We start from the raw sequence: 26,452 nt of genomic DNA on the forward strand, positions 1-26,452 counted from the left end.
CCGCCATGCGCAGCTTGCTGCAGTTCACGCTGGACCTGTTCGATGGCATCGGCGACGCCGAGCCGATGCCGGTGCCCGAGAAGAAGTTCAAGCCGGAGCGCGTGGACACGCCGGCCGCAGCGCCGGCCTTGCCGCTCAAGGATGCGATGACGCTTGCGCGCTTCGTGCACCCGCGCGCCACGCGCGAAGCGGTGCTCGGCAATGCCCGCGTCGCCTATGAATTCACGCGCGGCAAGCGCCGCACCATCGGTTTCGTCGTCGGCGCCGAGGGCCTGTCGGTGCGGGCGCCGCGCTGGGTCAACCTGCGTGACGTCGACGCTGCGGTTCAGGAGAAAGCCGACTGGATCGTGCGCAAGCTCGGCGAAACGCAGCAGCGCCATGCGCGGCTCGAATCGGCGCGCATCGACTGGAAGGACGGCGTGCGCTTTCCGTTCCTCGGTGAGCCGGTGGTGGTGCGTCTCGATCCGCGCCACGGGCATTCGGGTGTCGGCGGTGCGGTGCTCGAAACCGAGGCGGCGGAGGGTGGCGAGCAGCGGACGTTGCGCCTGGCCGTCGCGCAAACCGCCGCGCCCGAGCAGATCCGCGACGCCGCGCAAGCGTGGCTGACGCGGCAGGCGCGCCGCCTGTTCATCGAACGGCTTGACCACTTCGCGCCGCAACTCGGCGTGCAGTGGAAGAAGCTGGCGCTGTCGAATGCGGCCACGCGCTGGGGCAGCGCGAGCTCGGACGGATCGATCCGGCTCAACTGGCGACTGATCCACTTCCGGCTAACGGTGATCGACTACGTGGTCGCGCACGAGCTGAGCCATCTGCGCGTGATGGACCACAGCGCGCGCTTCTGGGACACCGTTGAGACCGTGGTGCCGGACTACAACACCCTGCGCAAGCAGTTGAAAGACGAAGCCGTCCCGCGCTGGGACTAGCGCGAGTACGCCACGCCGCCGTCGACGATGAGCGTGGAACCGACCACGTAGTCGCCAGCGCGCGACGCCAAATAGATCGCCGCGCCCGCCATGTCTTCCGGCGTACCGATGCGACCAGCCGGGATGCGCTCCTTCACCTCGTCGCCGTGGTCGCGCGCGTCCTTGTTCATGTCGGAGGCGAAGGCGCCCGGCGCGATCGCGCTCACGGCGATGCGGTGCTTCGCGAGGTGCAGCGCCATGCGCTTGGTCAGGTGGATCAGGCCGCCCTTGCTGGCTGCGTACGAATACGTTTCCTGCGGGTTGACCGACACGCCGTCGATCGACGCGATGTTGATCACCTTGGCCAGGTGGTCGGTGGCCGCGGCCTTGAGCATGGGCGTGAGCGCCTGGGTCAGGAAGAAGGGCGTCTTCAGGTTCAGGTCGACCACCTTGTCCCAGCCGCTTTCGGGGAACTCGTCGTACGGTGCGCCCCAGGCGGCCCCGGCGTTGTTCACCAGGATGTCGAGCGTCTTCTCGTGCTTCGAATAGGCGGCGACCAGCGCCTGTGCGCCCTCGAGTGTCGACACGTCGGCCGGCAGCGAGATGCACTGGCCGAAGGCCGACAGCTCCTTCGCGGTCTGGTCGCAGGCCGTGGCCTTGCGCGCCGAGATGTAGACGCGCGCGCCTTGCGCCAGGTAGCCCTCGGCGATCATGCGGCCGATGCCGCGCGAGCCGCCGGTGATGAGTGCGGTGCGGCCTTTGAGCGAAAAGAGTTGGCTGGTGTCCATGGGGTTGTCTCCTGGGGTTGTCGTGGCTGGAAAAGATGCAGCCCGCGCAGCTTAGTGGCGCACCCGGCCGGGCGCCGTCACCTTGGCGCCAGCCCCTGTCTCCATCGTCGGGGGGAGGCCGCGTGCGGCCATGTTTCCTAAGCTGGCGCGCATGAATCTGCACGACGCGCCTTTGCCCGAAGACACGAGCGACGCCCCGCTGGCCGGCTGCTATCCGACGGCGCTGATCGATGTCCGCATCACGACCGACCAGCGCCGCCTCGTGCTGCGTCCGATCCTCCCGCAGGACGATCATTTGCTGGCTGCGCTGATCAATCGGGTGTCGCCGCTCACGCGAAGCCGGCGGTTTCCGAGCGCGCGTGCGGCCGTCTCCGTCGACCAGCTCACGCGGCTGACCTGCGTCGATCAGCGCCGGCATCTGGCGGTGGTCGTCACCACGCACCACGAAGGGCAGGAGCACCTGGTGGCGGAGGGCCGCTACGTGGTCAACCACGAGGGCGATGGCGCGGAGTTCACCCTGATGGTGGACGATGCCTGGCAGCGCCTGGGCGTCGCGACCTGGGTGCTCGAAGCGCTCGGTCAGGCGGCCGAGGCGCGCGGCGTCGACTGGCTCTGGTGCGATGTGCCGGCCGGCAACGACGCGATGCTGGCGCTCATGCGGCATTGCCGCTTCGGGTGCGTGGTGGACCGGATCGACCCGCGCATCGTGCGGGCCGAAACGCGGCCACGCGTGCTGCAGGCGCGCGGTCGGCGCCTGCTCCCGTCGACTCGCCTGCGCTGGATGCCGCGTTGGTGGCCGCGCACGCCACGACTCTCGGTCGTCATTTCAAACTGAGCGCACGCGGGCTCTCGAAGCGCCGCGCGAGGCCGCTGAGCGGATCGCGAAACGCCACCCACTTCGCGAGCAACTGCAAAGGCTTCGCGAAGTCGTCGCTGTCGGCGGGCAGCAGTTCGGGGTAGATCGGATCGTTCTCGATCGGCAGGCCGAGCGCCATGCAATGCACCCGCAGCTGGTGCTTGCGCCCGGTGACGGGCGACAGATCGAGCAATGCGCGGTCCTCTGTCGCCTCACGCAGCGCGAAGCCCGTCTCCGAATTCGGCTCGCCGGCCACCTCGCGCATGCGCATGAAATGCGCATCGTCGGCCAGACGGCTGCGGTACACCGCGGGCAAGGGGGCGTCGGTCCGCCAGTGCACCACCGCTTCGTACCGCTTTTCGACCACGCGCTGCGCGAAGAGCGTGGTGTAGGCACCCCGTGTGGCGGGGCGCACCGAGAACAGCACCAGGCCCGCGGTGCCGCGGTCGATGCGGTGCAACGGCGCGAGATCGTCCAGGCCGAGCTTGCGCTTGAGCCGCACCAGCAGGCTTTCCTGCACGTACTTGCCGGTCGGCGTCACGGGAAGGAAGGGCGGCTTGTCGGCGACCACCAGTTCGTCGTCCTGGAACAGCACCACCTCGTCGAACGGAATGCGCACCTCGCTGTCGAGCGCGCGGTAGTAGTACACGCGCAGCGGCGCTTCGTGCGGGCGCGTCATCGTCACCGGCGCGCCGTGCTCGTCGACGACGGTGCCGGCCGCCATGCGCGCGGCCCAGGTGGTGCGCGGAATCGCCGGAAAGCGCTCGACCAGGAAGTCGGCGATGGTCGGCCACGGGCCGGGCGTGAGGCCGACGCAGCTCGGGCCGACGCCTTCGCGCGTGGGGAGTGGCAGCGTCATGCCGGTGCCTGCAGCGTCGCGAGGCGTTCGGCCATGTCGTCGAAGGCCGGTCGCGCAGCCACGGTCGGCTCCAGGCACTGGTCGACGAGCAGCTGCCATGCGTTCTGGAAGGCCGGCGGCGCCGGGTCGCCATGTGCCAGCAGCTCTTCGAGCAGGCACCCGAAGGCGCGCACTTCGAGGCGCTGGAGCGCCTGTGAGGGCACCGCGCCGAGAGGACTGAAAAGCGCTGCCGCGCCGAAGTCGCCGAGCAGCGCGCCGCCTTCCGGGTGCCAGAGGATGTTGTGCGCGTACAGGTCGTTGTGGGCGATACCACGGGCGTGCAGATGGGCCATCGCGGCCGCGATGTCGCGGGCGATGCGCAGCGCGGTCGCCATCGGCCAGCGCGCATTTGCGTCATACACGTCGCGCGTACAAGACGCGAGGCTCGGCGGCCCCGCCAGCGTGCGAAAGGCCGGATCGATCAGCGTCATCACCAGGCCCTCCGCGCCGTCGGGATGACCCGCGATGCGCCCGCGCACCGGGATCAGGTCCGGATGCGCACCGGCAGCGATGCAGGCCGCCATTTCGCTGCGCGGCCAGCCGTCGCTGGTGACGGCGCCCTTGAACAGCTTCACCGCGACCGGTTCGGCATCGCGTCCGAGCGTGCCCTGGTAGATGACGCCCGACGCGCCTTCGCCGAGCTTGGCGCCCACAGTCAGCGCGTGCCAGTCGATGCGCGGCACGGCCTCGGCATCGCTCGCGGCGCGTTCGGCCGCATCACCGAGCGGATTGCCGGCGAACGCCAGCCAGGACAGGCGAGGCAGGGCGAGCAGCCAGTCCGGCAGTGTGTCGAGCCGGTTGGCCGACAGTCGCACCAGTTCGAGGTTGCGGCACGCCGCCATCGCGTCGGGCAGTGCGCCGAGCCGGTTGCCGGCGAGCATGAGTTTTTGAAGGCGGGTGCAGGCGCCGATCTCTTCGGGCAGTGTGTCGATCACGTTGTCGGTCAGGATCAGCCAGCGCAACGCGGGCGGCAGGGCCGCAGCAGGCACCGCGCCGATGCGGTTCGACTTGAAGCCGATCATTTCCAGTGCGGCGCAACGACCGAGCGACGCGGGCAGTTCGGTGAACGCGTTGTCGGAGCAGAACAGCACGCGCAAGCGGTGCAGCCGGTGCAGGTCGTGGGGCAGCGCACCGAGTGCATTGCCCGAGAGGTTGAGCACCTCCAGGGAACCCGAAAGGTCGAAGATTTCGCGCGGAAACTCGGTGAGCCCGCAAGAGAGATCGAGTCGTTGCGTGCCGGCCAGCCGGCCCGCGCGCAGCAGTGCCAGCGTGTCCATGCAGGAAGTCTAAGCGGCGGCCAGCGCGCCGAAGCGGTAGACGCCGTCCTTGCCGTGCGTGCGCTTGAGCTGGCCCGAGAGCCAGAGCAGGTTCAGGTGGGCGACGGTCTCGCCCATCGCGAAGGTCATCTGGTGCAGGTCGAGTTCGCGCTTGAACAGAATCGGCATGCATTCGGCCGCGGTCAAGGGCCGCAAAGTGCAGGCTTCCATCAGCTCGGCCAGGCGGTCGCGGTGGTGTTCCTGCAACTGCTCGACGCGGCGATGGATGCCGGTGAAAGGCTTGCCGTGGGACGGCAGGCCCAGCGTGTCGGCCGGCAGCGCATTGAACTTCTCGATGCTGTCCAGGAAAAGCCGCAACGAGTTGGCCTCGGGCTCGTTCGCATGCACGCTCACGTTGGTCGAGATACGCGGCAGCATCATGTCGCCGCCCAGCAGCAGCTTCGTTTCAGCGCAGTACAGCGCGATGTGCTCGGGGGCGTGGCCGTAGCCGCTGATGCAGCGCCAGGCATGGCCGCCAATCATCACGGTGTCGCCGTCCATCATGCGCACGTAGCTGTCGGGCACCGACGGCACCATGCTCACGTAGTAGTTGGTGCGCGCGCGGATTTTCGCGATGGCATCGGCGTCGTTCAGGCCGTGCGCCGCGAAGAAGTCGGCTGCCGCCTCGCCGCCGGCTGCGCTGTCGCCGGCCAGCGTGAGCAGGCGCGCCACGTTGTAGTCGGTCGCGCTGATCCACATCGGCGCGTTCCAGCGCTTGCACACGAAGTCGGCCAGGCCGATGTGGTCGGGGTGCATGTGCGTGACGATGACGCGCAGGATCGGCAGGCCCTGCAACTGGGTCTCGAAGATCTGCTCCCATTGCGCGCGCGACTCGGCCTGCGAGATGCAGCAATCGACCACCGTCCAGCCTTGTACTTTTCCGTGCTCGCCGTCGAGTTCGTCGCGCAGCAGCCAGAGGTTGATGTGGTTGAGCGCGAAGGGAAGCACCATCCGGATCCATCGCACGCCGGGCGCAACTTCGATCGTGCTGCCAGGCTCCGGCAGGGTATCGCCCAGGGGGTAGTGGAGTTCGCGTTCGAGGAGGTTCATGTACTATTGACGTTTACGTAAACGTCATGATGTTGTGCTTCATTGTAGGCACCGCACCGGAAAATCGCTGTCGCGCCTGCAACGTCCATGTCCGCCGCCACCTTCACCATCAGCGAGCTCGCCCGCGAGTTCGACCTCACGACGCGGGCGATCCGCTTCTACGAAGACCTGGGCCTGCTCACGCCCACGCGGGCCGGGCTGCAACGCGTTTACAGCGCGCGCGATCGCACGCGCCTCACGCTCACGCTCAGGGCCAAGCGGCTGGGCCTGAGTCTGACCGAGGCGAAAGACATCCTGGACATGTACGACAGTCCGCGCGACACCACTGCGCAACTCGAAAAATTCCTGGCGGTGCTCGGTAGCCACCGCACCCAGCTCGAAGCGCAACTTGACGAACTGAATTCCAACCTCGAAGAAGTGCGCGCGCACGAGAAAAAGGCGCGGGCCACGCTGGCACGGTCCCGCAAGTCCACCTCCCGCTGAAACGGTCCCTCGCAGAGAATAGAAGCCATGTCCCCTTCAATCGACGACCTTTTCACCCATAACCGCGCCTGGGCTGCTCAGATGGAGCGCGACCGCCCCGGATTCTTCACCGGCCTGGTCAAGCAACAGACGCCGCGCTACATGTGGATCGGCTGCTCCGACAGCCGCGTGCCGGCCAATCAGATCACCGGCCTGGACCCGGGCGAGGTGTTCGTGCACCGCAACGTCGCCAACATCGTGGTGCACTCCGACCTCAACGCGCTGTCGGCCATCCAGTTCGCGGTCGACATGCTCAAGGTGGAGCACATCATGGTCGTGGGCCACTACGGCTGCGGCGGCGTGAAGGCGGCGCTCGACGGCATCCGCGTCGGCCTGGCCGATAACTGGATCCGGCACATCCAGGACGTGCGCGACCGGCACCATGCGCTGCTCGAGAGCCTGCCCGAGGTGGTGCGTGCCGACGCGCTGTGCGATCTCAACGTGGCCGAGCAGGTGGTGAACGTCTCGGTCAGCACCGTGATGGTCGACGCCTGGAGCCGCGGCCAGAAGGTTCGCGTGCACGGCTGGACTTTCGGGGTGCACGACGGCCTGCTGCAGGACCTGGGCTTTGACGTGGACGGCAGCAAGCCGCTCGATGCCCAGTACCGCGCGGCGGTGCAGCGCATTCGCTACAAGTGGAGCCGGCCGGCCGAAGGACCTGCGGCGCCGGTGATTCCCCACCGCCCCGCCGTCATCCAGCCGACCGCTGCCGACTGACCCGCAACGCCCCGCTTCCACGCATTCCCAGAAGGAGATCCTCATGTCCGAATCCATCGTCATCGTCGGCGCTGCCCGCACCCCCATGGGGGGCTTCCAGGGCGACTTTTCTTCCCTCGCGGCACACGATCTCGGCGGCGCCGCGATCAAGGCCGCCGTCGAGCGCGCGGGCATCGACCCGGCGGCGGTCGGCGAAGTGCTGTTCGGCAATTGCCTGATGGCGGGGCAGGGCCAGGCGCCCGCGCGCCAGGCGGCTTACAAGGGCGGCCTGCCCGACAGCGCCGGCGCCGTCACGCTCAGCAAGATGTGCGGCTCGGCCATGAAGGCCGCGATGCTCGCGCACGACCTGCTGCTGGCCGGCACGCACGACGTGATGGTGGCCGGCGGCATGGAGAGCATGACCAACGCCCCCTACCTCATGCTCAAGGGCCGCGGCGGCTACCGCATGGGCCACGACCGCATCTTCGATCACATGATGCTCGACGGCCTCGAAGACGCGTACCAGCCAGGCCGCTCGATGGGCACCTTCGGCGAAGACTGCGCGGCCAAGTATCACTTCACGCGCGAACAGCAGGACGCCTTCGCCACGGCCAGCGTCGAGCGCGCGCGCCACGCGACGGCCGACGGCCTCTTCAAGGCCGAAATCACGCCGATCCTGGTCAAGAGCCGCAGCGGCGAAACGCTGGTCTCCATCGACGAAGGCCCCGGCAAGGTCAAGCTCGACAAGATCGCGACGCTCAAGCCTGCCTTCAAGAAGGACGGCGGCACCATCACCGCCGCATCGAGCTCGTCGATCAACGACGGTGCCGCGGCGCTCGTCATGATGACCGAGTCGCACGCGAAGAAGATCGGCGCCAAGCCGTTGGCCCGCCTCGTCGGCCACGCCACGCACGCCCAACAGCCCGAGTGGTTCTCGACCGCGCCGGTCGGTGCCGTCGACAAGCTCTTCAAGAAGACCGGCTGGGGCGTGAAGGACGTCGACCTGTGGGAAGTGAACGAAGCCTTCGCGGTGGTGCCGATGGCGCTCATGAAGGAACTGAACGTGGCGCACGACATCGTCAACGTGCACGGCGGCGCCTGTGCACTCGGCCACCCGATCGGCGCGAGCGGCGCGCGCATCATGGTCACGCTGATCCACGCGCTGCAAGCGCGCGGCCAGAAGCGCGGCGTCGCGACGCTGTGCATCGGCGGCGGCGAAGGCACGGCCGTCGCGCTCGAATTGTTCTAACGAATTTGAAGTGCCCAGCGCACCCGGAGACCTCATGCAAATTTCCCTTCGTCGCACGGCCATCGCCGTGTTGCTCGCCGGCGCCTTCGCCGTGCCGGCTGCCTTTGCCCAAAAGCGCGACAACGTGTTGTTCGACGCCGCCACGGCCGAACAACCCGCGGTCATCAAGACGCTCGAGAAGCTGGTGAACATCGAAACCGGCACCGGCGACGCTGCGGGCATCGCCGCGGCCGGCAACTTACTCGAAGGTGAACTCAAGTCGCTCGGCTTCACGGTCACGCGCCACAAGTCGGCCGGGCTCGTGGTCGGGGACAACATCGTCGGCAAGCTCAAAGGCCGCGGCGGCAAGAACCTGCTGCTCCTTTCGCACATGGACACGGTGTACCTGAAAGGCACCCTGGCCAAGGCGCCGTTCCGCGTCGAAGGCAACAAGGCCTACGGCCCGGGCATCGCCGACGACAAGGGCGGCAGCGCGGTCATCCTGCACACGCTCAAGCTCCTGAAGGACTACGGCGTTCGCGACTACGGCACGATCACCGTGCTCTTCAACACCGACGAAGAAAAGGGCTCCTTCGGCTCGCGCGAACTGATCGAGGAAGAAGCGAAGCAGCACGACTACGTGCTGTCCTTCGAGCCGACCAGCGCCGAGAGCGAGAAGTTCTCGCTCGGCACTTCGGGCATCGCCTACGTGCAGGCCAACATCAAGGGCAAGGCCTCGCATGCGGGTGCTGCACCCGAGCTCGGCATCAACGCGGTGGTCGAGGCGTCCGACCTGGTGCTGCGCACGATGGACCTGGACGACAAGGCGAAGGGCCTGCGCTTCAACTGGACCATCATCAAGGGCGGCGCGGTCAACAACATCATTCCCGAGAGCGCCACCGTCAACGCCGACGTGCGCTACGCGCGCAACGAAGATTTCGAGGTTGCGATGAAGACGCTCGAAGAGCGCGCGCAAAAGAAGAAGGTGCCGGGCGCAGAAGTGTCCATCGTCGTCACGCGCGGCCGGCCGGCTTTCAACGCGGGCGAGGGCGGCAAGAAGCTGATCGACAAGGCCATGGGGTTTTACAAGGAAGCCGGCGGCGTGATTGATGTGGAAGAGCGCACCGGCGGCGGCACCGACGCGGCGTACGCCGCGCTTTCGGGCAAGCCGGTCATCGAAAGCCTCGGCCTGCCGGGCTTCGGCTACCACAGCGACAAGGCCGAGTACGTGATGATCGATGCGATCCCGCGTCGTCTCTACATGTCGGCCCGCCTCATCATGGACCTGGGCGCAGGCAAGTAAACCGGGACACGACGATGCTGCTCACCGCCGACCAGGAAGCCATCCGCGAAGCGGTGCGCGACTTTTCGCAGACCGAGATCTGGCCGCACGCGCCCACCTGGGACCGCGAGCACAGCTTCCCCAAAGAAGTCCACCAGGGCCTGGCCGCACTCGGTGCCTACGGCATCTGCGTGCCGGAAGAAGACGGCGGCGCCGGACTCGACTACCTCACGCTCGCGCTGGTGCTCGAAGAGATCGCGGCCGGCGACGGCGGCACGAGCACCGCCATCAGCGTGACCAACTGCCCGGTCAACGCAATCCTCATGCGCTACGGCAACGCGCAGCAAAAAAAGCAATGGCTGCAGCCGCTTGCGCAGGGGCACATGCTCGGCGCGTTCTGCCTCACCGAACCGCAGGCCGGCAGCGACGCATCGAGCCTGCGCACCACTGCGAAGAAGGACGGCGACGGCTATGTGATCGACGGCGTCAAGCAGTTCATCACCAGCGGCAAGAACGGCCACGTGGCGGTGGTGATCGCGGTCACCGACAAGGGCGCCGGCAAGCGCGGCATGAGCGCGTTCCTGGTGCCGACCGACGCGCCGGGCTACAACGTCGCGCGGCTCGAAGACAAGCTCGGCCAGCATTCGAGCGACACGGCGCAGATCAACTTCGACGCCTGCCGCATTCCGGTGGAAAACCTCATCGGGCAGGAAGGCGAGGGCTACAAGATCGCGCTCGGCGCGCTCGAGGGTGGCCGCATCGGCATCGCGGCGCAGAGCGTGGGCATGGCGCGCAGCGCGTTCGACGTGGCACTGGCCTACGCCAAGGAGCGGCAAGCGTTCGGCGGCAGCATCTTCGACCAGCAGGCCGTCGGCTTCCGCCTGGCCGAGTGCGCGACGCAGCTTGAAGCGGCGCGCCAGCTCCTCTGGCACGCCGCCGCGCTGCGCGATGCCGGCCGGCCCTGCCTGAAGGAAGCCGCGATGGCCAAGCTCTTCGCGAGCGAGATGGCCGAAAAGGTCTGCAGCGCCGCGATCCAGACGCTTGGCGGCTACGGCTACGTCAACGACTTTCCGCTGGAGCGCATCTACCGCGATGTGCGTGTCTGCCAGATCTACGAAGGCACGTCGGACATCCAGAAGCTGCTGATCCAGCGCGCGCTGGCGTGAGCGTCAAGGCGCTTCGCGGCACCTTCGGCCCGCTGTGCCACTGGTGCGGCCTGCCGATGGACTTCGACGAGCCCTTCGGCCGGCCGGAGTCGGCCACCATCGAACACCTCAATGATTCCACGCTCGGCAGCGTGCGAAAGCAGCAGCACCGGCGGCTCGCGCACGGAGCCTGCAATCAGGCGCGCAACGAGTTCAAGCTGCAGGCCGAGCGGCGCTTTCAGGCCTGGATTGCCGAGCGCGTCGGCATGGCTTCCAGGTGATGTTCCAATGGAGGCCTTCATGAGCGCCCCCGCACCCCTCCCCGGACCCTGCCCCTGCGGCCGTCGCGACCGTCGCGAGAAGCCGTTCACCTACGCGCTGTGCTGCGGCCGTTACGTCGACGATTTCGACCACACGCCCGCACCCGACGCCGAATCGCTCATGCGATCGCGCTACACGGCGTTCGTTCACCAGCGGGAAGACTACCTGCTCGCGACCTGGGCCGAGGCCAAACGACCGTCGCAGGTGACCTTCGACGCCGACGTCAAATGGCTGGGGCTCGATGTGCGGTCGCGCTCGGTGCTCGACGCCGACCATGCCGAAGTCGAATTCGTCGCCCGTCAGCGCGACACCGCCGGCGTCGCCACGCGCCTGCACGAACGCAGCCGCTTCGTGCGCGAAGCCGACGAGCGCTGGTACTACCTCGACGGCACGCACCTCTGAGATGGGCGCGTTGCCGTTCGACGCCGTGCTCTTCGACTGCGACGGCGTGCTGGTCGACTCGGAGCCGATCACCAACCGCGTGCTGGCCGAGATGCTCGGCGAACTCGGCTGGTCGCTGAGCACGGAAGAATCGATGCGCATCTTCACCGGAAAGGCCGTGAAGGACGAGGCTGCGCTGATCGAGGCGCGCACCGGTTTTCGCATCACGCCCGATTGGCTTGCCGGCTTTCGCGAGCGTCGCAATGCCGCGCTCGACGCCGACCTGCTCGCCATCCCCGGCGCGCCGCAGGCGGTGCGTGAACTGCATCGCCTGCTGGACGGCCGCATCGCCTGCGCCTCGGGCGCCGATCTGCACAAGGTCAAGCTGCAACTGGCGAAGGCCGGCATCCTCGATTGTTTCGAAGGCCGCGTTTTCAGCGGCCACGACACGCCGCGCAGCAAGCCGTTTCCCGACGTGTACCTGGCCGCCGCCGCCGCGCTGGGCGTCGACCCGACGCGCTGCGCCGTGGTCGAAGACACCGTGACCGGCGCCACTGCAGGCGTCGCCGCCGGCGCCACCGTGTTCGGCTACAGCCCGCCCGGCCTGGCGGGTTACGGCCACAGCGACCCCGACGCGATGCGCGCGGTCGGCGCGGCGCAGGTGTTCACCGACATGGCGCAGCTGCCGGCGGTCCTGGCGGCCTGGCATTCCCAAATCGTTTGAGAGCCGCGCTTTTCTCAAAGCGCCGCTGCCGCTGAAGTCCATCGGCGGCTGGTGCTGCAGGACAAGAGCGCATTCGTTTCCGTGCGTGTGCCTGCGCACATTCCGCATGGCACTCTTCGGGTCAGCCTAAAACGAGGAATAGAGCAATGATCAAAATCGGCATCGTGGACGACCACGCCATCGTGCGCGCAGGCCTGCGCGATTTCTTCTCCACGCATGTCGATCTGCGCGTGGTGTGCGAAGCCGCCAATGGCCGGGAAGCCATTGACCTCGTGCGCAACAACGAAATCGACGTGCTTGTGATGGACGTGTCCATGCCGGGCCAGAGCGGCATCGACGCGCTGTCGATGATCCGTGCGAAAGCGCCCGATGTCGGCATCCTGATCTTGAGCGGCTACCCGGAAGAGCACTACGCGATGAACCTGATTCGCCAGGGCGCGTCGGGCTACCTGAACAAGGAATGCGAGCCGATCGAGATCGTCAACGCGATCCGCACGGTGGCCATGGGCCGTCGCTACATCACCCCGGGCGTGGCCGAATTGCTGGCGCGCCAGCTGGGCCGCAAGGACGACGCGGCGCCGCACGAGCAGCTGTCGGAGCGCGAGTTCCAGGTGTTCCTGAAACTGGCCAAGGGCGAGTCGGTCGGCAAGATCGGCGAGGCGCTGTCGCTGTCGGTCAAGACCGTCAGCACCTACCGCACGCGCCTGATGGAAAAGCTGAGCCTCAGCAGCAACAGCGACCTGACGTACTACGCGATGAAGACGCAGCTGATCGATTGATTCCAGAATAGCGGCATGCCTTCTGTTCCCGACTACCAAACCGCGCAACCCGATCGCACCGAGATCGACGCCCTCCGCGGCCCAGCCGTCCTCGATTTCGGCACCAACTGGTGCGGCCACTGCAGCGCCGCCGCGCCAAAGGTCGAGGAAGTGCTGGCGTCCCGGCCCGAACTGCGCCACATCAAGGTCGAAGACGGCAGTGGGCGGCCGCTCGGTCGCTCTTTCGGTATCAAGCTGTGGCCGACGCTGATCTTTGTGCAGGACGGCCGGGAAGTCGCGCGTGTCGTGCGACCGACCGACACCGCCGTGCTCGCCACGGCGCTCGCCGCCCTCGCTCCGGCGCAAAATACGCCGCATGAAAGCACCCCCGAGACTCCAGTCGCTGGTCGATGAAGGACTGATCGACAGCGTGGTCCGCCAATTGATGAGCGGCAAGGAAGCGATGGTTTACGTCGTCCGATGCGGCGACGACACGCGCTGCGCCAAGATCTACAAGGAAGCCACGCAACGCAGCTTCCGCCAGGCCGTCGACTACACCGAAAACCGCAAGGTCAAGAACACGCGATTGCAGCGCGCGATGGCCAAGGGCACCAAGTTCGGTCGCCAGGCCACCGAGGCCGCCTGGCAAAGCGCCGAGGTCGATGCGCTCTACCGGCTCGCTGCCGCGGGCGTGCGGGTGCCCGAGCCCTACAACTTTTGCGACGGCGTGCTGTTGATGGAGCTCGTCACCGACGCCGAGGGCGATGCGGCACCGCGCCTGAACGACGTCGTGTTCTCGCCCGAAGACGCGCGCCGCCATCACGCCACGCTCATCGTCGAAGTCGTGCGCATGCTGTGCGCCGGCGTCGTCCACGGCGACCTCTCCGAATTCAACGTGCTGCTCGCGGCCGACGGGCCGGTCATCATCGATTTGCCGCAGGCCGTTGACGCGGCCGGCAACAACCACGCGAGGCGGATGCTGTTGCGCGACGTGGACAACCTCAAGGGCTTTTTCGGCCAGTTCGCGCCGGAGCTCCAGAAGACCCATTTCGGCGAGGAGATCTGGAACCTGTACGAGCGCGGCGAGCTGTCGCCCGAATCGGCGCTCACCGGGCGATTCGAGCGTGCCAGCGGGCCGGTCGACGTGGGGGCCGTGCTGCGGGAAGTGGACGATGCTCGGTCGGAAGAAGCGGCGCGGCTGGTGCGGATGGCGGCGCCGCGCTGACCGGCCGGGGTCAGGCGCCACCGGTCGCGACACGCTGCCTGAACGCACCGGGCGTCTCGCCCGTCCAGCCGCGAAACGCGCGCGAAAAACTCTTCTCGTTGCGAAACCCGACGGCCAGCGCGATCTGCTTGATCGGCTTGTCGGTGCGCTGCAGTTGCTGCTGGGCTTGCTCCCGCCGCACTTCGTCTTTCAGGGCCTGAAGGGACGTGCCTTCGTCCTTCAGCTGCCGGTGCAGCGTGCGGCTCGACACGTTCAGCAAGACGGCCAGCGCCTCGGCGTTGCCGGTCTGTTCGGCATGCGTGCGCAGCAGCTCGCGCACCCGCTGGCCGAGCAGTCGGTCGCGCCGGTACTGCAACACCGTCAGGGGCAGCGCGCGCCGGAGCATGGTGCGCAGGGCGCGCTCGTCGCGTTGCAACGGCAATGCGAGGTAGCGCTCGTCGAAGCTGAAGCTGGCGCGCGCGGCGCCGAAGCGCAGGTCGGGTGTGAACATCAGCGGATACACATCGCGGTGCGGCGGCGCGGCAAAAGGGAAGCTGGCCTTGCGCAGCGAGATGCGCGAGTCGATGGCCCAGCAGGCATAGCCGTGCAGGAAGCGCAGGCTCGACACCAGGCAGAACTCGCGCAGCGCGGGGTCGGGCTCGCACTGCTCGGTGATTGACAGCGTCGCGACGCCACCCGCCACCTGCAGCTCGAGCGCGATGTCGTCGGTCAGCAGCCGGTGGTGGCGGCACCAGCGCTTGATCGCCACGCCGAGATCGGGCGACCCGAGCGACGCGCGGCACAACATGCCGTAGCTGCCCCAAGGCAGTTTGCGGCTGAACCAGCCGAGCGCCTCGTCGTCCAGCTCCTGCATCGCGTGCGCATTCAACGTCTCGAACTGGGCAGCGGTCACACGTGCGGCGACACGGGCGAGATCGCGCGGCGCGATCTGTGCCTGCTGCAGCGCCTCGGCCGGATCGACCCGATGCCGTGCGTAGCCATGCACGATCGCTCGCACGAACGCCATGGGCGTGACGGCGCGGGCTGGACTGAGAAAGGCGGGCGATGCCATGAGCGAGCTGAGAAATGGTGGCGGAATTTGCAACCATTGTGGCGCCAATTGCGGCGCAGTGAGGCGTAAGCTGCAAGGTTTGCCGACCCCCTCAGAGGAGACAACCCCATGCACGATCCCGGCCTGAACTTCGATCTGGGCGACACCATCGATTCGCTGCGCGACGCGATCCAGGACTTCTGCGCGAACGAAATTACGCCGCGCGCGGCCGCCATCGACGCCGACAACCTGTTCCCGCACGACCTGTGGAAAAAGCTCGGCGACCTCGGCCTGCACGGCATGACGGTGAAAGAGGAATATGGTGGCACCGAACTCGGCTACCTCGCGCACATCGTGGCGATGGAGGAGGTGTCGCGGGCCTCGGCCTCCGTCGGCCTGTCGTACGGCGCGCACAGCAACCTGTGCGTGAACCAGATTCATCGCAACGGCACCGAGGCGCAGAAGAAAAAGTACCTGCCCAAGCTGGTGAGCGGCGAGCACGTCGGCGCGCTGGCGATGAGCGAGCCCAATGCGGGTTCCGACGTGGTCAGCATGAAGCTGCGCGCCGAAAAGAAGGACGGCTACTACGTCCTCAACGGCAGCAAGATGTGGATCACCAACGGCGGCGACGCCGACACGCTGGTCATCTACGGCAAGAGCGAACCCGAGATGGGCGCCCGCGGCATGACGGCCTTCATCGTCGAGAAGAACTTCAAGGGCTTCTCGGCCGGCACCAAGCTCGACAAGCTGGGCATGCGCGGCAGCAACACCTACCCGCTCTTCTTCGACAACTGCGAGGTGCCCGAGGAGAACGTGCTGGGCGGCGAAGGCATGGGCGCGAAGGTGCTGATGAGCGGCCTCGACTACGAACGCGCGGTGCTCTCGGGCGGCCCGCTCGGCATCATGGCGGCCTGCATGGACGCGGTGCTGCCCTTCATCCACGAGCGCAAGCAGTTCGGCCAGAGCATCGGCGAATTCCAGCTGATGCAGGGCAAGCTCGCCGACATGTACTCGACCTGGCAGGCCACGCGCGCCTACGTGTACGCCGTGGGCAAGGCCTGCGATCGCAACGACCATGCGCGCACCTTCCGCAAGGACGCGGCCGGCGCCATCCTCTATTCGGCCGAGAAGGCGACCTGGATGGCCGGCGAGGCGATCCAGGCGCTGGGCGGCGTGGGCTACACCAAGGACTTCCCGGTCGAGCGGTTGTGGCGCGATGCCAAGCTCTACGAGATCGGTGCGGGCACGAGCGAAGTGCGCCGCATGCTGATCGGCCGCGAGCTGTTCGCAGAAACCTCCTGAGGACCGCACCATGGCAGCGAGCCTGAGCCACGCCAAGGGCGCCACCGACGTCCCGCTGATCGAGCGAACGCTTGGCGATTTTTTCGACGACAGGGTGGCCGGGCAGCCGGACCGCGAGGCGCTGGTGAGTCGACACGAGGCGCAGCGCTTCACCTACCGCCAGCTGCAGACCGAATCGAATCGCCTCGCGAGCGCTTTGTTGGGCCTGGGCCTGGTGCCCGGCGATCGCGTCGGCATCTGGTCGCACAACAACGTGCCGTGGGTGCTGCTGCAGATCGCGACGGCGAAGGTCGGCGTGATCCTCGTCAACATCAACCCGGCGTACCGAACATCGGAAGTTGAATACGCGCTCAACAAGGTCGGCGTGAAGGCGCTGGTGACGATGGCGCAGTTCAAGACGAGCGACTACCTCGGCATGCTGCGCGAGCTCGGCCCGACGCGCCTGCCGCTGCTGAAGAACATCGTGTGGATCGACAAGACCGGCGACGCGGACCAGCCCGGCATGCAGCGTTTCTCGGCCCTGCTCGCGAGCGGCGACCCGGCCGATGCGCGCATCGCTCAGGTCGGCGCCACGCTGAAAGCGACCGATCCGATCAATGTGCAGTTCACCAGCGGCACCACCGGCTTCCCCAAGGGCGCGACGCTCACGCACCGCAACATCCTGAACAACGGCTTCTTCATCGGCGAGTGCATGAAGCTCACGCCGGAAGACCGGCTTTGCATTCCGGTGCCGCTGTACCACTGCTTCGGCATGGTGCTGGGCAACCTCGCCGTGCTGACGCACGGCGCGACCATCGTCTACCCGAACGACGGCTTCGATCCGCTCACCGTGCTGGAGACGGTGCAGGCCGAGCGCTGCACCGGCCTGCACGGCGTGCCGACGATGTTCATCGCCGAACTCGACCATCCACGCTTCAAGGAGTTCGACATGTCGACGCTGCGCACCGGCATCATGGCCGGCTCGCCGTGCCCGACCGAGGTGATGAAACGCGTAGTCGACCAGATGAGCCTGCGCGAAATCACCATCGCCTACGGCATGACCGAAACGTCGCCGGTGAGCTGCCAGAGCAGCACGGACACACCGCAGGACAAGCGGGTGTCAACCGTCGGCACGGTGCAGCCGCACCTCGAAGTGAAGATCGTCGATCCGGAGACCGGCGCGGTCATGCCGCGCGGCCAGTCGGGCGAACTGCTCACCCGCGGCTACTCGGTCATGCACGGCTACTGGGACGATGAGCCCAAGACGCGCGAGGCCATCGACGCCGAGCACTGGATGCACACCGGCGACCTCGCCACGATGGACGACGCGGGCTACGTCAACATCGTCGGGCGCATCAAGGACCTGGTGATCCGCGGCGGCGAGAACATCTACCCGCGCGAGATCGAAGAATTCCTGTATCGCCATCCCAAGGTGCAGGATGTGCAGGTGGTCGGCCTGCCCGACAAGAAGTACGGCGAGGAGCTGTGCGCCTGGATCATCGTGAAGCCGGGCCAGACCGCCACCGAAGACGAAGTGCGCGATTTCTGCAAGGGCCAGATCGCGCACTACAAGGTGCCGAAATACATCCAGTTCGTCGCCGAATTCCCGATGACGGTGACCGGCAAGATCCAGAAATTCAAGATTCGCGACGCGATGAAAACCCAGCTCGGGCTGGACGAGGAGAAGACGGCGTGACGTCGTCTTTCACATCGGCGGCACCGTGCGGCTCAGGTCGGCTGGCCGTGGAAGGCCTTGTTGGCGATCTTCCAGCCCTCGGCCGTCTTGAGCAGCACGAAGTAGTCGGTGAAGGTGGTGGCGCCGTGCACCAGCGTGATCTTGGCGCAGGCGGCGTTGCCGTGAACATCGATCCAGTCGATGGTGCGGCGGCGCGTCGCCTCGTCCGCGGCCGGCGTCCCCTTGAAGCGCTCGCCATAGGTCTCACGCGGCCAGGAGGTGAAGACGCCCTCGCGCATCGACTCGATGTGCGCCGTCGGCAGAAACGCCTGGCGCATGAAGGCGACGTCGTCGTTGGCGTGGCCCCGGAAGTACTGCTCGATCGGCTCGCACACGGCGGCTTCTTCGGCGCTGGCGCTCGCGGCATTGAAGGCTTGCGGCGTGCGCGGGATGGCTGTGGTCATGGAACGGTGTCTCTCGTTGGTTGGGGGGCGCGGCAGATTTTGCCAGCGGCGATCTTCATTTCTGCTTTGGAAAACTCAAGATGAGCAAACTCGAATCGAAACTCAATGCCCGTTCGGCGGAGTTCCAGACCAACGCCGCCGCGATGCGCGCGCTCGTGGACGACCTGCACGCGCAGTTCGCGAAGGTCGAGGCCGGCGGTGGTGAAGCGGCACGGGCCAAGCATGTCGCACGTGGCAAGCTGCTGCCGCGCGACCGCGTGGCCGAGCTGCTCGACCCGGGCACGCCGTTTCTGGAGATCGCACCGCTCGCGGCCTACGGCATGTACCTCGACGCCAAGGGCGTGGAGTCGGCGCCGGGCGCGGGCCTGATCGCCGGCATCGGTCGCGTGAGCGGCGTCGACTGCATGATCGTCTGCAACGACGCGACGGTGAAGGGCGGCACCTACTACCCGCTGACCGTCAAGAAGCACCTGCGCGCCCAGGAGATCGCCGAGCAGAACCGCCTGCCCTGCATCTACCTGGTCGACTCGGGCGGCGCCAACCTGCCGAACCAGGACGAGGTCTTTCCGGACCGCGACCACTTCGGCCGCATCTTCTACAACCAGGCGCAGATGAGCGCGCAGGGCATCGCGCAGATCGCGGTGGTCATGGGCTCGTGCACGGCCGGCGGCGCCTACGTGCCGGCGATGAGCGACGAGTCGATCATCGTGAAGAACCAGGGCACGATTTTCCTGGGCGGCCCGCCGCTGGTGAAGGCGGCCACCGGCGAGGTCGTGACGGCCGAAGACCTGGGCGGCGGCGATGTGCACACGCGCCTGTCGGGCGTCGTGGACCATCTGGCCCAGAACGACCTGCATGCGCTGTCGCTGGCGCGCTCGGCCATTGCGAACATCAACCGCAAGGATGCTACCGAGGCGCCGCACCCGGATGTGCGTGCGCCGGCGTTCTCGCGCCAAGAGCTGTACGGCGTGATCCCCACCGACACGCGCAAGCCCTTCGACGTGCGCGAGATCATCGCCCGCATCGTCGACGGCAGCGAGTTCCACGAGTTCAAGCAGCGCTTCGGCGCCACGCTGGTCTGCGGCTTCGCCGAGATCGAGGGCATGCCCGTGGGCATCGTCGCCAACAACGGCATTCTTTTCAGCGAATCGGCGCAGAAGGGCGCGCACTTCATCGAGCTGTGCTGCCAGCGCAAGATCCCGCTGGTCTTCCTGCAGAACATCACCGGCTTCATGGTCGGCCGCAAGTACGAGAACGAAGGCATCGCGCGCCACGGCGCCAAGATGGTGACGGCGGTGGCCACGGCCAACGTGCCGAAGTTCACCATCATCATCGGCGGCAGTTTCGGCGCCGGCAACTACGGCATGTGCGGCCGCGCCTTCAGTCCGCGCTTCCTCTGGATGTGGCCCAACGCGCGCATCAGCGTGATGGGCGGCGAGCAGGCCGCGAGCGTGCTGGCCACCGTCAAGCGCGACGGCATCGAGGGCAAGGGCGGCAGTTGGAGTAAGGAAGAAGAAGAGGCCTTCAAGGCGCCGCTGCGCCAGCAGTACGAAGACCAGGGCCACCCGTATTACGCGACCGCTCGCCTCTGGGACGACGGCATCATCGACCCGGCCGACACGCGGCGCGTGCTGGCGCTGGGGCTGGCCGCATCCCGCAACGCGCCGATTCCCGAGCCGAAGTTCGGCATCTTCCGGATGTGATCGGCGCATGCAAATCGCGCACTACTTCACCCGTCTCGCGCGCTATCACGCGTGGGCCACGCACAGGTTGCTGTTGGACCTTGCTCAGTTGAGCGACGAAGAGTGGCATCGCGACCTGCGCCTGTTCTTCGGATCGGTGCACCGCACGGTGAACCACCTGCTCGTGGCCGACACGATCTGGTACGCGCGCTTTGCGGAAAAGCCTTCGTTGCGCATCGCACTCGATGCCGAACTTCACGCCGACCGTGCCGTTCTCTGTGCGGCGCTGGCGGCTGCGGTAGACCGTTGGGCGCCGTGGGTCGAGGCGATGGAGGCCACACGTCTGGACGGTGATCTCGTCTACACCCGCACCGATGGCGTGGCCGCGCGCATTCCTTTCGCGCCGGCGCTCGGCCACGTCTTCAATCACGCGACCCATCACCGGGGCCAGATCACGGCGGGCGTGACCGCGATGGGCCATCCCGGGCCCTCGCTCGACTGGGCGAGTCTTCTGCAAATCGACACGAGATCACCGGCATGACGGGACGGAATCACGCCGACGGCGTACTCTGCTCCGCGAATGTCCCCCGGCCTGCGGCCTCCTCCTTTATTTCGCTGCGCAGAGCACACCATCGACGCGATCCGGACGCGCCTTGGTTGATCGACCGCTGCACCGCCCCACCGCGTCCACGTGCGCAGGGTATCGGGTGCTCCCCGCAGCGAAATAAAGGAGGAGCCGAAGGCGGGGGACATTCGCGGAGGGGAGTACCCGGTGGCCTGTGCACGCGCCCAGAGCAGAAGCGCCCCGAACAGAAGCGCCCAGAGAAAGAAACGACATGACCGACTTCACCAAACTCAAGCTCACCATCGAAGGCGCTGTCGCCCGCATCTGGCTCGACCAGCCCGACACGCGCAACGCCTTCGACGACATCGTCATCGCCGAGCTGACGCAAGCTTTCACGGAGGCCGGTGCGGCGGCGCGGGTCAAGGCGATCGTGCTCGGCGCCAACGGCCCGGCCTTCTGCGCAGGTGCCAACCTGAACTGGATGCGCCGCATGGCCGACTACACGCGCGACGAGAACCTCGCCGACGCGGGCAAGCTGGCCGAGATGCTGCGCACGATGGCCGAGTGCCCGAAGCCCACCATCGCGCGCGTGCAGGGTGACGTGTATGCGGGCGGCATGGGCCTGGTTGCCGCATGCGACATGGCGGTGAGCGTCGACACCGCGGGGTACTGCCTGAGCGAAGTCAAGATCGGCCTCATTCCCGCGACCATCAGCCCGTACGTGATCCGCGCGATGGGCGCACGCGCGTCGCAGCGCTACTTCCTGACGGCCGAGCGCTTCGCTGCTGCCGAGGCGCACCGCATCGGGTTCGTGCACGAAGTGGTCGCCGCCGATGCGCTCGATGCCAAGGTCGATGACATGGTGAAGGCGCTGATCGGTGCCAGCCCCGCCGCCGTGCGGGCGTGCAAGCAACTCATCGCCGACGTCGCGGGTCGCGACATCGACGACGCGCTGATCGCGCGAACCGTCGAAGGCATTGCCGACATCCGCGCCAGCGACGAAGGCCGCGAAGGCGTGAAAGCCTTTCTCGAGAAGCGCAAGCCCGATTGGCTGGTGCCGAAATGACCACCCTCGACATGCCCCAGTTGCTCGCGCTCGCGGGCGCGATCGGCTGGGCCAGCGGCGTGCGGCTCTACCTCGTGGTGTTGCTGACCGGCATGGCCGGCTACTTCGGCTGGATGCCGCTGCCCGGAGGCCTGCAGATGCTGGCGCATCCGGTGGTGCTCGCAGCGGCCGGCTTCATGGTGTTCGTCGAGTTCTTCGCCGACAAGATCCCGGGGCTCGACTCGCTCTGGGACATGGTCCACACGGTGATCCGCGTGCCCGCCGGTGCGGCGCTCGCAGCCGGCGTGTTCGGTGCCGACCACACGGCCATGGCGTTGGTGGCCGCGCTCATCGGCGGCGGGCTGGCCGCAACCGCGCACACCGCCAAGGCGACCACGCGCGCCGCCATCAACACCTCGCCCGAACCGTTCACCAACGTCGGCGCCTCGCTGGTCGAAGACACGATGGTGCCGGTCAGTCTGTGGCTGGCGGTCGCGCATCCGCTGGCGTTCGGCGTGCTCTTCGTGATCGTGCTGGTGCTGAGCGTCTGGCTCATCCGCAAGAGCTGGCGCTTTCTGCGCGGGCTGTTCGGTCGCGTGCGGCGCATCTTCAGCGGCCAGCCCGATCCGGGCGTGACGTCGGCGTTCCAGTTCAAGAAAAATCCTCCGGGAGACACCCCTCATGTTTAAGAAGATCCTCATCGCCAACCGTGGCGAGATCGCCTGCCGCGTGGCCGCCACCGCGCGCCGCATGGCCGTGCGCACCGTCGCCGTCTATTCCGACTCCGATGCGAACGCCAACCACGTTCGCGCCTGCGACGAAGCGGTGCATGTCGGCGGCAGCGCGCCCAAAGACAGCTACCTGCGCTGGGAGAAAATCCTCGAGGCCGCCAAGGCGACCGGCGCCGAAGCCGTGCACCCGGGCTACGGCTTCCTGAGCGAGAACGAAGCCTTCGCGCAAGCCTGCGCCGCCGCCGGCATCGCCTTCATCGGGCCGCCGCCCTCGGCCATCAAGGCGATGGGGCTGAAGGCCGAATCCAAGCAGCTGATGGAGAAGGCCGGCGTGCCGCTGGTGCCCGGCTACCACGGCCACGACCAGGACCCGGCGCTGCTGCAACGCGAGGCCGATCGCATCGGCTACCCCGTGCTCATCAAGGCCAGCGCGGGTGGCGGCGGCAAGGGCATGCGCGCGGTCGAGAAGGCCGCAGACTTCGCGGCCGCGCTCGCATCGTGCCAGCGCGAAGCCGTCAACAGCTTCGGCGACGACGCGGTGCTCATCGAAAAATACGTGCAGCGCCCGCGTCACATCGAAATCCAGGTGTTCGGCGACACGCAGGGCAACTGCGTCTATCTCTTCGAGCGCGACTGTTCGGTGCAACGCCGCCACCAGAAGGTGCTCGAAGAAGCGCCCGCGCCCGGCATGACCGAAGCGATGCGCGCAGAGATGGGCGCGGCCGCGGTGGCCGCGGCCAGGGCGGTGAACTACGTCGGCGCGGGCACGGTGGAGTTCATCGTCGAGCAACGCGATGGCGGCGAGATGAACTTCTTCTTCATGGAGATGAACACGCGCCTGCAGGTCGAGCATCCGGTCACCGAAGCCATCACCGGGCTCGACCTCGTTGAATGGCAGCTGCGCGTCGCATCGGGCGAGCCGTTGCCGCTCCGCCAGGACCAGCTGCAGATCCACGGCCACGCGATCGAGGCGCGCATTTGCGCCGAGAACCCCGACAAGAACTTCCTGCCCGCCACCGGCACGCTGCACGTGTACCGCAAGCCGGCGCAGCACACGGCCTTCCAGCGCGGCGACGTTCGCATCGACGACGGCGTGCGCGAGGGCGGCGAAATTTCGCCGTTCTACGACTCCATGATCGCCAAGCTCATCGTGCACGGCGCCACCCGCGCCGAAGCGCTGGCGCGGCTCGACACCGCCCTCGCGCAGGTGCACATCGTCGGCGTGCAGACCAACGTGCAGTTCCTGCGCGGCATCCTCGCGACCGACTCGTTCGCCCACGCGAAGCTCGACACCGCGCTCATCGAGCGCGAGCGCGCCGTGCTGTTCGACCGCGAGCCGCTCGGCCTGCCGTTGGCCGCGGCCGCGTCGGTCGCGCGCACGCTGCTCGACGAGCGCGCGATGCAGGACGGCGACCCGTTCAGCCGCCGCGACGGCTGGCGCTCGCTCGGCGTCACCGCGCGCGTGTTCGCCTTCGAATTTCGCGGCGAGCCGCAGACTGCCACGCTGCGCTATCTGCACGACGGCGCGCTCACGCTCGACGTGGGCGGCGTGTCGGGCGCCCTCGAGATCGGCCGCTTGCCCGAAGGCCGGATCGAAGTGTCTTTCAACGGCGCGCGCCACACGCTCGACGTGTACGAGCGTCAGGCCACCGCGCACGTCTTCGCGGCAGAAGGTGCGACTCGGATCGTGACGATCGACCGTCTCGCGCACGCCGGCGACGCCCAGGCCGAAGGCGGTCGTCTCACGGCGCCGATGCCGGGCAAGGTGGTGTCGTTCTCGGTGAAGGCGGGCGACAAGGTCAGCCGTGGGCAGGCGCTCGCCGTGATGGAAGCGATGAAGATGGAGCACACCATCGCCGCGCCGGCTGACGGCATGGTGGAAGAACTCATGTTCGCGCCGGGCGATCAGGTCACCGAAGGCGCCGAGTTGTTGCGGATGGCGAAGGCTGGGTGACGTGCCTTGACCCCGAATCAGGCTGTGGCCCGTATCACTGGGATCTTTATCACTAGACTGCGGTCCCCATGAAATTCTCGATGCTTCCCCTTTCCCGCACCGCAGCCGTGCTGTTGCTGGCCCTGACGATCGGGTGCACTCGGAACGAGGTGCCACCCATGCCAGCGCCAGCGCCAGCGCCAGCGATGGGTGCGAGTCGCGCGAGCCTCTCCAAGGCGGCCGGCGGCGAACGTGCGCGCAGCGTGATGGCCGAATCCGCGGCACCGGGCGCCGAGCCGCCGGCCCAGCGCTTTCTTGCGGTGCGCCACGATTTGTCGGCGGAAGTGACGTCCGAACAGCTCCCTGCCGCCTGGGCAACGGTGCGCGACCTGTGCGGCACGCTGCGCTGCGAGCTGCTCTCGTCGGCGCTGCAACGCGAAACCCCTCAGCAGCCCGGCCATGCGTCGCTCGAAATGCGCGTGCTTCCGGCCGATGTTGAAGCCTTGCTCGGTGGTCTCTCCGGCGTGGCGCAGGTGGTCTCTCACAACACCACGAGCGAAGACAAGACGGCCGAGGTGATCGATGTCGAAGCGCACATCAAGAACCGCACCGAGTTCCGCGACAGCCTGCGCGCGATGCTGGCCGACAGCAAGACCAAGCGCGACCTGGGCGACATCCTGTCCATCCAGAGCACGCTGGCCGACACGCAAGCTCAACTCGACAGCGGCGCCACGCAGCGCAAGGTGCTCGAGCAGCAGACCAGCAAGCAACACCTGACGATCAACTTCGCCGCCAAGCGCGTGCTGGTCGGCGGCACCAGTTACAGCCCGATTCGCGGTGCGCTGCGCAACGCGGGTGCCGTGCTGGCCGAAAGCGTTGGTGCCCTGATTACTTTCGTCGCCGTCGCCCTGCCGTGGCTGCTGCTGGCGGTGCCGGTGTTGTGGGTGGGGCGCCTGCTGTGGCGCCGTCGCGCCCGTACCCAAAAAAGGATTGATTGATGCGTATCGCTGTCTGGATGCCCGAACGGCCGGATGCCTGGGTTGAGGGCTTGCAGCGCGAGCTGCCGGGGGCCGATATTGCGGTGTGGGCCGCGGGCGCGCCACCGGCCGACCACGCCGTGGTGTGGGCGCCGCCGCAGCAGTTCATCGACGAGCAGCCGACGCTGCGCGGCCTGTTCAACATCGGTGCCGGGGTCGATGCGCTGCTCCAGCTCCGCGTGCCGCCCACCACGCACATCGTTCGGCTCGATGATGCCGGCATGTCAGTTCAGATGGCCGAGTACGTCTGCCATGCGCTGGTGCGCCATGTGCGCGAGTTGGATGTGTACGAGGCCGATGCGCGCGAGGGCAAATGGAGTTATCGCAAGCCGCGCCTGCGCCGTGATTTTCCGGTGGGCGTGATGGGACTCGGCGTGCTGGGCGAGCGGGTCGCAAAAGCTGTGGGGCAGTTCGACTTTCCGGTGAACGGCTGGAGCCGCTCGCCGCGCCAGGTCGGTGGCGTTCAGTGCTTCTCGGGTGCCAAAGGCTTCGATGAGTTTCTGGCGGCGAGCCGTGTGCTGGTGTGTCTGCTGCCGCTCACGCCCGACACGCGCGGCGTGATGAACCGCGAGACCTTGCTCAAGCTGAATGGCGGTGCGCCGGGTGGCTATGTCATCAACGTCGCGCGCGGCGCGCATCTGGTCAACGAAGACCTTCTGGCGCTGCTGGAGGAGGGCCCGCTGGCCGGCGCCACGCTGGATGTGTTCGAAACCGAGCCGCTGCCGCCCGATCATCCGTTTTGGCGCCACCCGAAGATCACGGTCACGCCGCATGCGTCCGCGCGCACGCTGCGTGAAGAGTCGATTGTGCAGATCGCCGGGAAAATCCGGGCCGTCGAAGCGGGCGCTGCATTCGCCGACTTGCCGGGGCTGGTCGATCCGCAGCGCGGCTACTGAAATTCCCTATCAGGAGATCCC

28 protein-coding genes are annotated in these 26,452 nt (G+C 67.3%); 22 read left to right on the forward strand and 6 right to left on the reverse strand.

All coding sequences use genetic code 11. The features are described 5' to 3' along the window. The first annotated feature begins 5 nt into the window (after positions 1-5). On the forward strand, positions 6-923 hold the full coding sequence (locus tag AX767_RS13205; protein ID WP_068631757.1) for a M48 family metallopeptidase: 918 nt from the start codon (positions 6-8) through the stop codon (positions 921-923). Here the strand turns inward: AX767_RS13205 and AX767_RS13210 are convergent. Then, positions 920-1,690 (reverse strand): SDR family oxidoreductase, encoded by a 771-nt coding sequence (locus AX767_RS13210; RefSeq protein WP_068631758.1) that lies wholly within the window; start codon positions 1,688-1,690, stop codon positions 920-922. The two genes, AX767_RS13205 and AX767_RS13210, sit on opposite strands and share 4 nt — an antisense overlap. A gap of 151 nt (positions 1,691-1,841) precedes the next feature. Here AX767_RS13210 and AX767_RS13215 point away from each other — a divergent pair, with 151 nt between their 5' ends. Next, a complete protein-coding gene (locus AX767_RS13215) occupies positions 1,842-2,525 on the forward strand; it encodes a GNAT family N-acetyltransferase (protein ID WP_068631759.1) in 684 nt (227 codons plus the stop codon). Here AX767_RS13215 and AX767_RS13220 read toward each other — a convergent pair. Genes AX767_RS13220 through AX767_RS13230 form a run of 3 tightly spaced genes read right to left on the reverse strand, consistent with a single transcriptional unit; the run spans position 2,512 to position 5,810 of the window. Further along, positions 2,512-3,405, reverse strand: coding sequence for a pseudouridine synthase (locus AX767_RS13220; protein ID WP_068631760.1), 894 nt, complete (start codon positions 3,403-3,405; stop codon positions 2,512-2,514). The genes AX767_RS13215 and AX767_RS13220 overlap by 14 nt on opposite strands. Next, entirely contained in the window at positions 3,402-4,721 is a 1,320-nt protein-coding gene (locus tag AX767_RS13225) for a leucine-rich repeat-containing protein kinase family protein (RefSeq protein WP_068631761.1), read from the reverse strand. Before AX767_RS13225 ends, AX767_RS13220 begins: the two co-directional genes overlap by 4 nt. A 9-nt stretch (positions 4,722-4,730) precedes the next feature. Further along, the gene (locus tag AX767_RS13230; protein WP_068631762.1) at positions 4,731-5,810 is read right to left on the reverse strand and encodes an MBL fold metallo-hydrolase; all 1,080 of its coding nucleotides are present in this window, start codon (positions 5,808-5,810) and stop codon (positions 4,731-4,733) included. A gap of 87 nt (positions 5,811-5,897) precedes the next feature. On the opposite strand from AX767_RS13230, the gene AX767_RS13235 reads away from it, so the two are divergent. From AX767_RS13235 to AX767_RS13285, 11 genes are all read left to right on the forward strand, one after another. Next, entirely contained in the window at positions 5,898-6,293 is a 396-nt protein-coding gene (locus AX767_RS13235; RefSeq protein ID WP_068631763.1) for a MerR family transcriptional regulator, read from the forward strand. Positions 6,294-6,320: 27 nt separating this feature from the next. Further along, a complete protein-coding gene (gene can / locus AX767_RS13240) occupies positions 6,321-7,049 on the forward strand; it encodes a carbonate dehydratase (RefSeq protein ID WP_068631764.1) in 729 nt (242 codons plus the stop codon). A gap of 43 nt (positions 7,050-7,092) precedes the next feature. Then, a complete protein-coding gene (locus AX767_RS13245) occupies positions 7,093-8,277 on the forward strand; it encodes an acetyl-CoA C-acyltransferase (protein ID WP_068631765.1) in 1,185 nt (394 codons plus the stop codon). 34 nt (positions 8,278-8,311) lie between these two features. Beyond that, positions 8,312-9,559, forward strand: a complete 1,248-nt coding sequence (locus AX767_RS13250; protein ID WP_068631766.1) for a glutamate carboxypeptidase — start codon at positions 8,312-8,314, stop codon at positions 9,557-9,559. Between the two features lie 14 nt (positions 9,560-9,573). Further along, a complete protein-coding gene (locus AX767_RS13255; protein WP_068631767.1) occupies positions 9,574-10,704 on the forward strand; it encodes an acyl-CoA dehydrogenase family protein in 1,131 nt (376 codons plus the stop codon). Beyond that, complete coding sequence (locus tag AX767_RS13260; protein WP_068631768.1) at positions 10,701-10,964, forward strand: hypothetical protein; 264 nt, start codon at positions 10,701-10,703, stop codon at positions 10,962-10,964. The genes AX767_RS13255 and AX767_RS13260 overlap by 4 nt, the downstream gene beginning before the upstream one ends. Before the next feature lie 19 nt (positions 10,965-10,983). Then, positions 10,984-11,406, forward strand: coding sequence for a YchJ family protein (locus AX767_RS13265; RefSeq protein ID WP_068633687.1), 423 nt, complete (start codon positions 10,984-10,986; stop codon positions 11,404-11,406). A gap of 1 nt (position 11,407) precedes the next feature. Beyond that, positions 11,408-12,109 carry an HAD family hydrolase gene (locus AX767_RS13270; protein ID WP_068631769.1) on the forward strand — a complete coding sequence of 234 codons (702 nt, stop codon included), beginning with the start codon at positions 11,408-11,410 and terminating at the stop codon, positions 12,107-12,109. A gap of 146 nt (positions 12,110-12,255) precedes the next feature. Beyond that, entirely contained in the window at positions 12,256-12,888 is a 633-nt protein-coding gene (locus AX767_RS13275) for a response regulator (RefSeq protein ID WP_068631770.1), read from the forward strand. A gap of 15 nt (positions 12,889-12,903) precedes the next feature. After that, positions 12,904-13,281: a thioredoxin family protein gene (locus AX767_RS13280; RefSeq protein WP_068631771.1), complete on the forward strand. Its 378-nt coding sequence runs from the start codon at positions 12,904-12,906 to the stop codon at positions 13,279-13,281. After that, positions 13,244-14,092 (forward strand): PA4780 family RIO1-like protein kinase, encoded by an 849-nt coding sequence (locus tag AX767_RS13285; RefSeq protein ID WP_068631772.1) that lies wholly within the window; start codon positions 13,244-13,246, stop codon positions 14,090-14,092. Before AX767_RS13280 ends, AX767_RS13285 begins: the two co-directional genes overlap by 38 nt. A gap of 10 nt (positions 14,093-14,102) precedes the next feature. Here the strand turns inward: AX767_RS13285 and AX767_RS13290 are convergent, their stop codons facing one another. Continuing rightward, positions 14,103-15,143, reverse strand: coding sequence for an AraC family transcriptional regulator (locus tag AX767_RS13290; protein ID WP_068631773.1), 1,041 nt, complete (start codon positions 15,141-15,143; stop codon positions 14,103-14,105). Between the two features lie 108 nt (positions 15,144-15,251). On the opposite strand from AX767_RS13290, the gene AX767_RS13295 reads away from it, so the two are divergent. After that, positions 15,252-16,424, forward strand: a complete 1,173-nt coding sequence (locus AX767_RS13295; RefSeq protein WP_068631774.1) for an isovaleryl-CoA dehydrogenase — start codon at positions 15,252-15,254, stop codon at positions 16,422-16,424. Between the two features lie 10 nt (positions 16,425-16,434). Next, a complete protein-coding gene (locus tag AX767_RS13300; RefSeq protein ID WP_068631775.1) occupies positions 16,435-18,099 on the forward strand; it encodes an AMP-binding protein in 1,665 nt (554 codons plus the stop codon). Positions 18,100-18,131: 32 nt separating this feature from the next. On the opposite strand, the gene AX767_RS13305 is transcribed toward AX767_RS13300, so the two are convergent. Then, positions 18,132-18,542, reverse strand: coding sequence for a nuclear transport factor 2 family protein (locus AX767_RS13305; protein ID WP_068631776.1), 411 nt, complete (start codon positions 18,540-18,542; stop codon positions 18,132-18,134). Between the two features lie 80 nt (positions 18,543-18,622). Here AX767_RS13305 and AX767_RS13310 point away from each other — a divergent pair, with 80 nt between their 5' ends. The 7 genes from AX767_RS13310 to AX767_RS13340 all read left to right on the forward strand — a co-directional run bounded on the left by AX767_RS13310 (position 18,623) and on the right by AX767_RS13340 (position 26,431). Continuing rightward, positions 18,623-20,245, forward strand: coding sequence for a carboxyl transferase domain-containing protein (locus tag AX767_RS13310; RefSeq protein ID WP_068631777.1), 1,623 nt, complete (start codon positions 18,623-18,625; stop codon positions 20,243-20,245). Between the two features lie 7 nt (positions 20,246-20,252). Further along, the gene (locus AX767_RS13315; RefSeq protein WP_068631778.1) at positions 20,253-20,765 is read left to right on the forward strand and encodes a DinB family protein; all 513 of its coding nucleotides are present in this window, start codon (positions 20,253-20,255) and stop codon (positions 20,763-20,765) included. A 295-nt stretch (positions 20,766-21,060) separates the two neighbouring features. Then, positions 21,061-21,855, forward strand: a complete 795-nt coding sequence (locus tag AX767_RS13320; RefSeq protein WP_068631779.1) for an enoyl-CoA hydratase/isomerase family protein — start codon at positions 21,061-21,063, stop codon at positions 21,853-21,855. Beyond that, on the forward strand, positions 21,852-22,523 hold the full coding sequence (locus tag AX767_RS13325; protein WP_068631780.1) for a DUF4126 domain-containing protein: 672 nt from the start codon (positions 21,852-21,854) through the stop codon (positions 22,521-22,523). Before AX767_RS13320 ends, AX767_RS13325 begins: the two co-directional genes overlap by 4 nt. Next, entirely contained in the window at positions 22,516-24,519 is a 2,004-nt protein-coding gene (locus tag AX767_RS13330) for an acetyl-CoA carboxylase biotin carboxylase subunit (protein WP_068631781.1), read from the forward strand. Before AX767_RS13325 ends, AX767_RS13330 begins: the two co-directional genes overlap by 8 nt. A gap of 80 nt (positions 24,520-24,599) precedes the next feature. Beyond that, positions 24,600-25,496: a DUF4349 domain-containing protein gene (locus AX767_RS13335; RefSeq protein WP_237288454.1), complete on the forward strand. Its 897-nt coding sequence runs from the start codon at positions 24,600-24,602 to the stop codon at positions 25,494-25,496. Then, positions 25,496-26,431 carry a 2-hydroxyacid dehydrogenase gene (locus AX767_RS13340; protein ID WP_068631783.1) on the forward strand — a complete coding sequence of 312 codons (936 nt, stop codon included), beginning with the start codon at positions 25,496-25,498 and terminating at the stop codon, positions 26,429-26,431. Before AX767_RS13335 ends, AX767_RS13340 begins: the two co-directional genes overlap by 1 nt. The last annotated feature ends 21 nt before the right edge of the window (positions 26,432-26,452 follow it).

Origin of the sequence: Variovorax sp. PAMC 28711, from assembly GCF_001577265.1 — a bacterium.
Taxonomy (GTDB): Bacteria; Pseudomonadota; Gammaproteobacteria; order Burkholderiales; family Burkholderiaceae_C; genus Variovorax.

What these genes read in the sequence shown, in the direction of transcription:
- AX767_RS13205 (WP_068631757.1), top strand. Translation starts at nt 6, where the DNA reads ATGCGCAGCTTGCTGCAGTTCACGCTGGACCTGTTCGATGGCATCGGC.
- AX767_RS13210 (WP_068631758.1), bottom strand. Translation starts at nt 1,690, where the DNA reads ATGGACACCAGCCAACTCTTTTCGCTCAAAGGCCGCACCGCACTCATC.
- AX767_RS13215 (WP_068631759.1), top strand. Translation starts at nt 1,842, where the DNA reads ATGAATCTGCACGACGCGCCTTTGCCCGAAGACACGAGCGACGCCCCG.
- AX767_RS13220 (WP_068631760.1), bottom strand. Translation starts at nt 3,405, where the DNA reads ATGACGCTGCCACTCCCCACGCGCGAAGGCGTCGGCCCGAGCTGCGTC.
- AX767_RS13225 (WP_068631761.1), bottom strand. Translation starts at nt 4,721, where the DNA reads ATGGACACGCTGGCACTGCTGCGCGCGGGCCGGCTGGCCGGCACGCAA.
- AX767_RS13230 (WP_068631762.1), bottom strand. Translation starts at nt 5,810, where the DNA reads ATGAACCTCCTCGAACGCGAACTCCACTACCCCCTGGGCGATACCCTG.
- AX767_RS13235 (WP_068631763.1), top strand. Translation starts at nt 5,898, where the DNA reads ATGTCCGCCGCCACCTTCACCATCAGCGAGCTCGCCCGCGAGTTCGAC.
- can (WP_068631764.1), top strand. Translation starts at nt 6,321, where the DNA reads ATGTCCCCTTCAATCGACGACCTTTTCACCCATAACCGCGCCTGGGCT.
- AX767_RS13245 (WP_068631765.1), top strand. Translation starts at nt 7,093, where the DNA reads ATGTCCGAATCCATCGTCATCGTCGGCGCTGCCCGCACCCCCATGGGG.
- AX767_RS13250 (WP_068631766.1), top strand. Translation starts at nt 8,312, where the DNA reads ATGCAAATTTCCCTTCGTCGCACGGCCATCGCCGTGTTGCTCGCCGGC.
- AX767_RS13255 (WP_068631767.1), top strand. Translation starts at nt 9,574, where the DNA reads ATGCTGCTCACCGCCGACCAGGAAGCCATCCGCGAAGCGGTGCGCGAC.
- AX767_RS13265 (WP_068633687.1), top strand. Translation starts at nt 10,984, where the DNA reads ATGAGCGCCCCCGCACCCCTCCCCGGACCCTGCCCCTGCGGCCGTCGC.
- AX767_RS13270 (WP_068631769.1), top strand. Translation starts at nt 11,408, where the DNA reads ATGGGCGCGTTGCCGTTCGACGCCGTGCTCTTCGACTGCGACGGCGTG.
- AX767_RS13275 (WP_068631770.1), top strand. Translation starts at nt 12,256, where the DNA reads ATGATCAAAATCGGCATCGTGGACGACCACGCCATCGTGCGCGCAGGC.
- AX767_RS13280 (WP_068631771.1), top strand. Translation starts at nt 12,904, where the DNA reads ATGCCTTCTGTTCCCGACTACCAAACCGCGCAACCCGATCGCACCGAG.
- AX767_RS13285 (WP_068631772.1), top strand. Translation starts at nt 13,244, where the DNA reads ATGAAAGCACCCCCGAGACTCCAGTCGCTGGTCGATGAAGGACTGATC.
- AX767_RS13290 (WP_068631773.1), bottom strand. Translation starts at nt 15,143, where the DNA reads ATGGCATCGCCCGCCTTTCTCAGTCCAGCCCGCGCCGTCACGCCCATG.
- AX767_RS13295 (WP_068631774.1), top strand. Translation starts at nt 15,252, where the DNA reads ATGCACGATCCCGGCCTGAACTTCGATCTGGGCGACACCATCGATTCG.
- AX767_RS13300 (WP_068631775.1), top strand. Translation starts at nt 16,435, where the DNA reads ATGGCAGCGAGCCTGAGCCACGCCAAGGGCGCCACCGACGTCCCGCTG.
- AX767_RS13305 (WP_068631776.1), bottom strand. Translation starts at nt 18,542, where the DNA reads ATGACCACAGCCATCCCGCGCACGCCGCAAGCCTTCAATGCCGCGAGC.
- AX767_RS13310 (WP_068631777.1), top strand. Translation starts at nt 18,623, where the DNA reads ATGAGCAAACTCGAATCGAAACTCAATGCCCGTTCGGCGGAGTTCCAG.
- AX767_RS13315 (WP_068631778.1), top strand. Translation starts at nt 20,253, where the DNA reads ATGCAAATCGCGCACTACTTCACCCGTCTCGCGCGCTATCACGCGTGG.
- AX767_RS13320 (WP_068631779.1), top strand. Translation starts at nt 21,061, where the DNA reads ATGACCGACTTCACCAAACTCAAGCTCACCATCGAAGGCGCTGTCGCC.
- AX767_RS13325 (WP_068631780.1), top strand. Translation starts at nt 21,852, where the DNA reads ATGACCACCCTCGACATGCCCCAGTTGCTCGCGCTCGCGGGCGCGATC.
- AX767_RS13330 (WP_068631781.1), top strand. Translation starts at nt 22,516, where the DNA reads ATGTTTAAGAAGATCCTCATCGCCAACCGTGGCGAGATCGCCTGCCGC.
- AX767_RS13335 (WP_237288454.1), top strand. Translation starts at nt 24,600, where the DNA reads ATGCTTCCCCTTTCCCGCACCGCAGCCGTGCTGTTGCTGGCCCTGACG.
- AX767_RS13340 (WP_068631783.1), top strand. Translation starts at nt 25,496, where the DNA reads ATGCGTATCGCTGTCTGGATGCCCGAACGGCCGGATGCCTGGGTTGAG.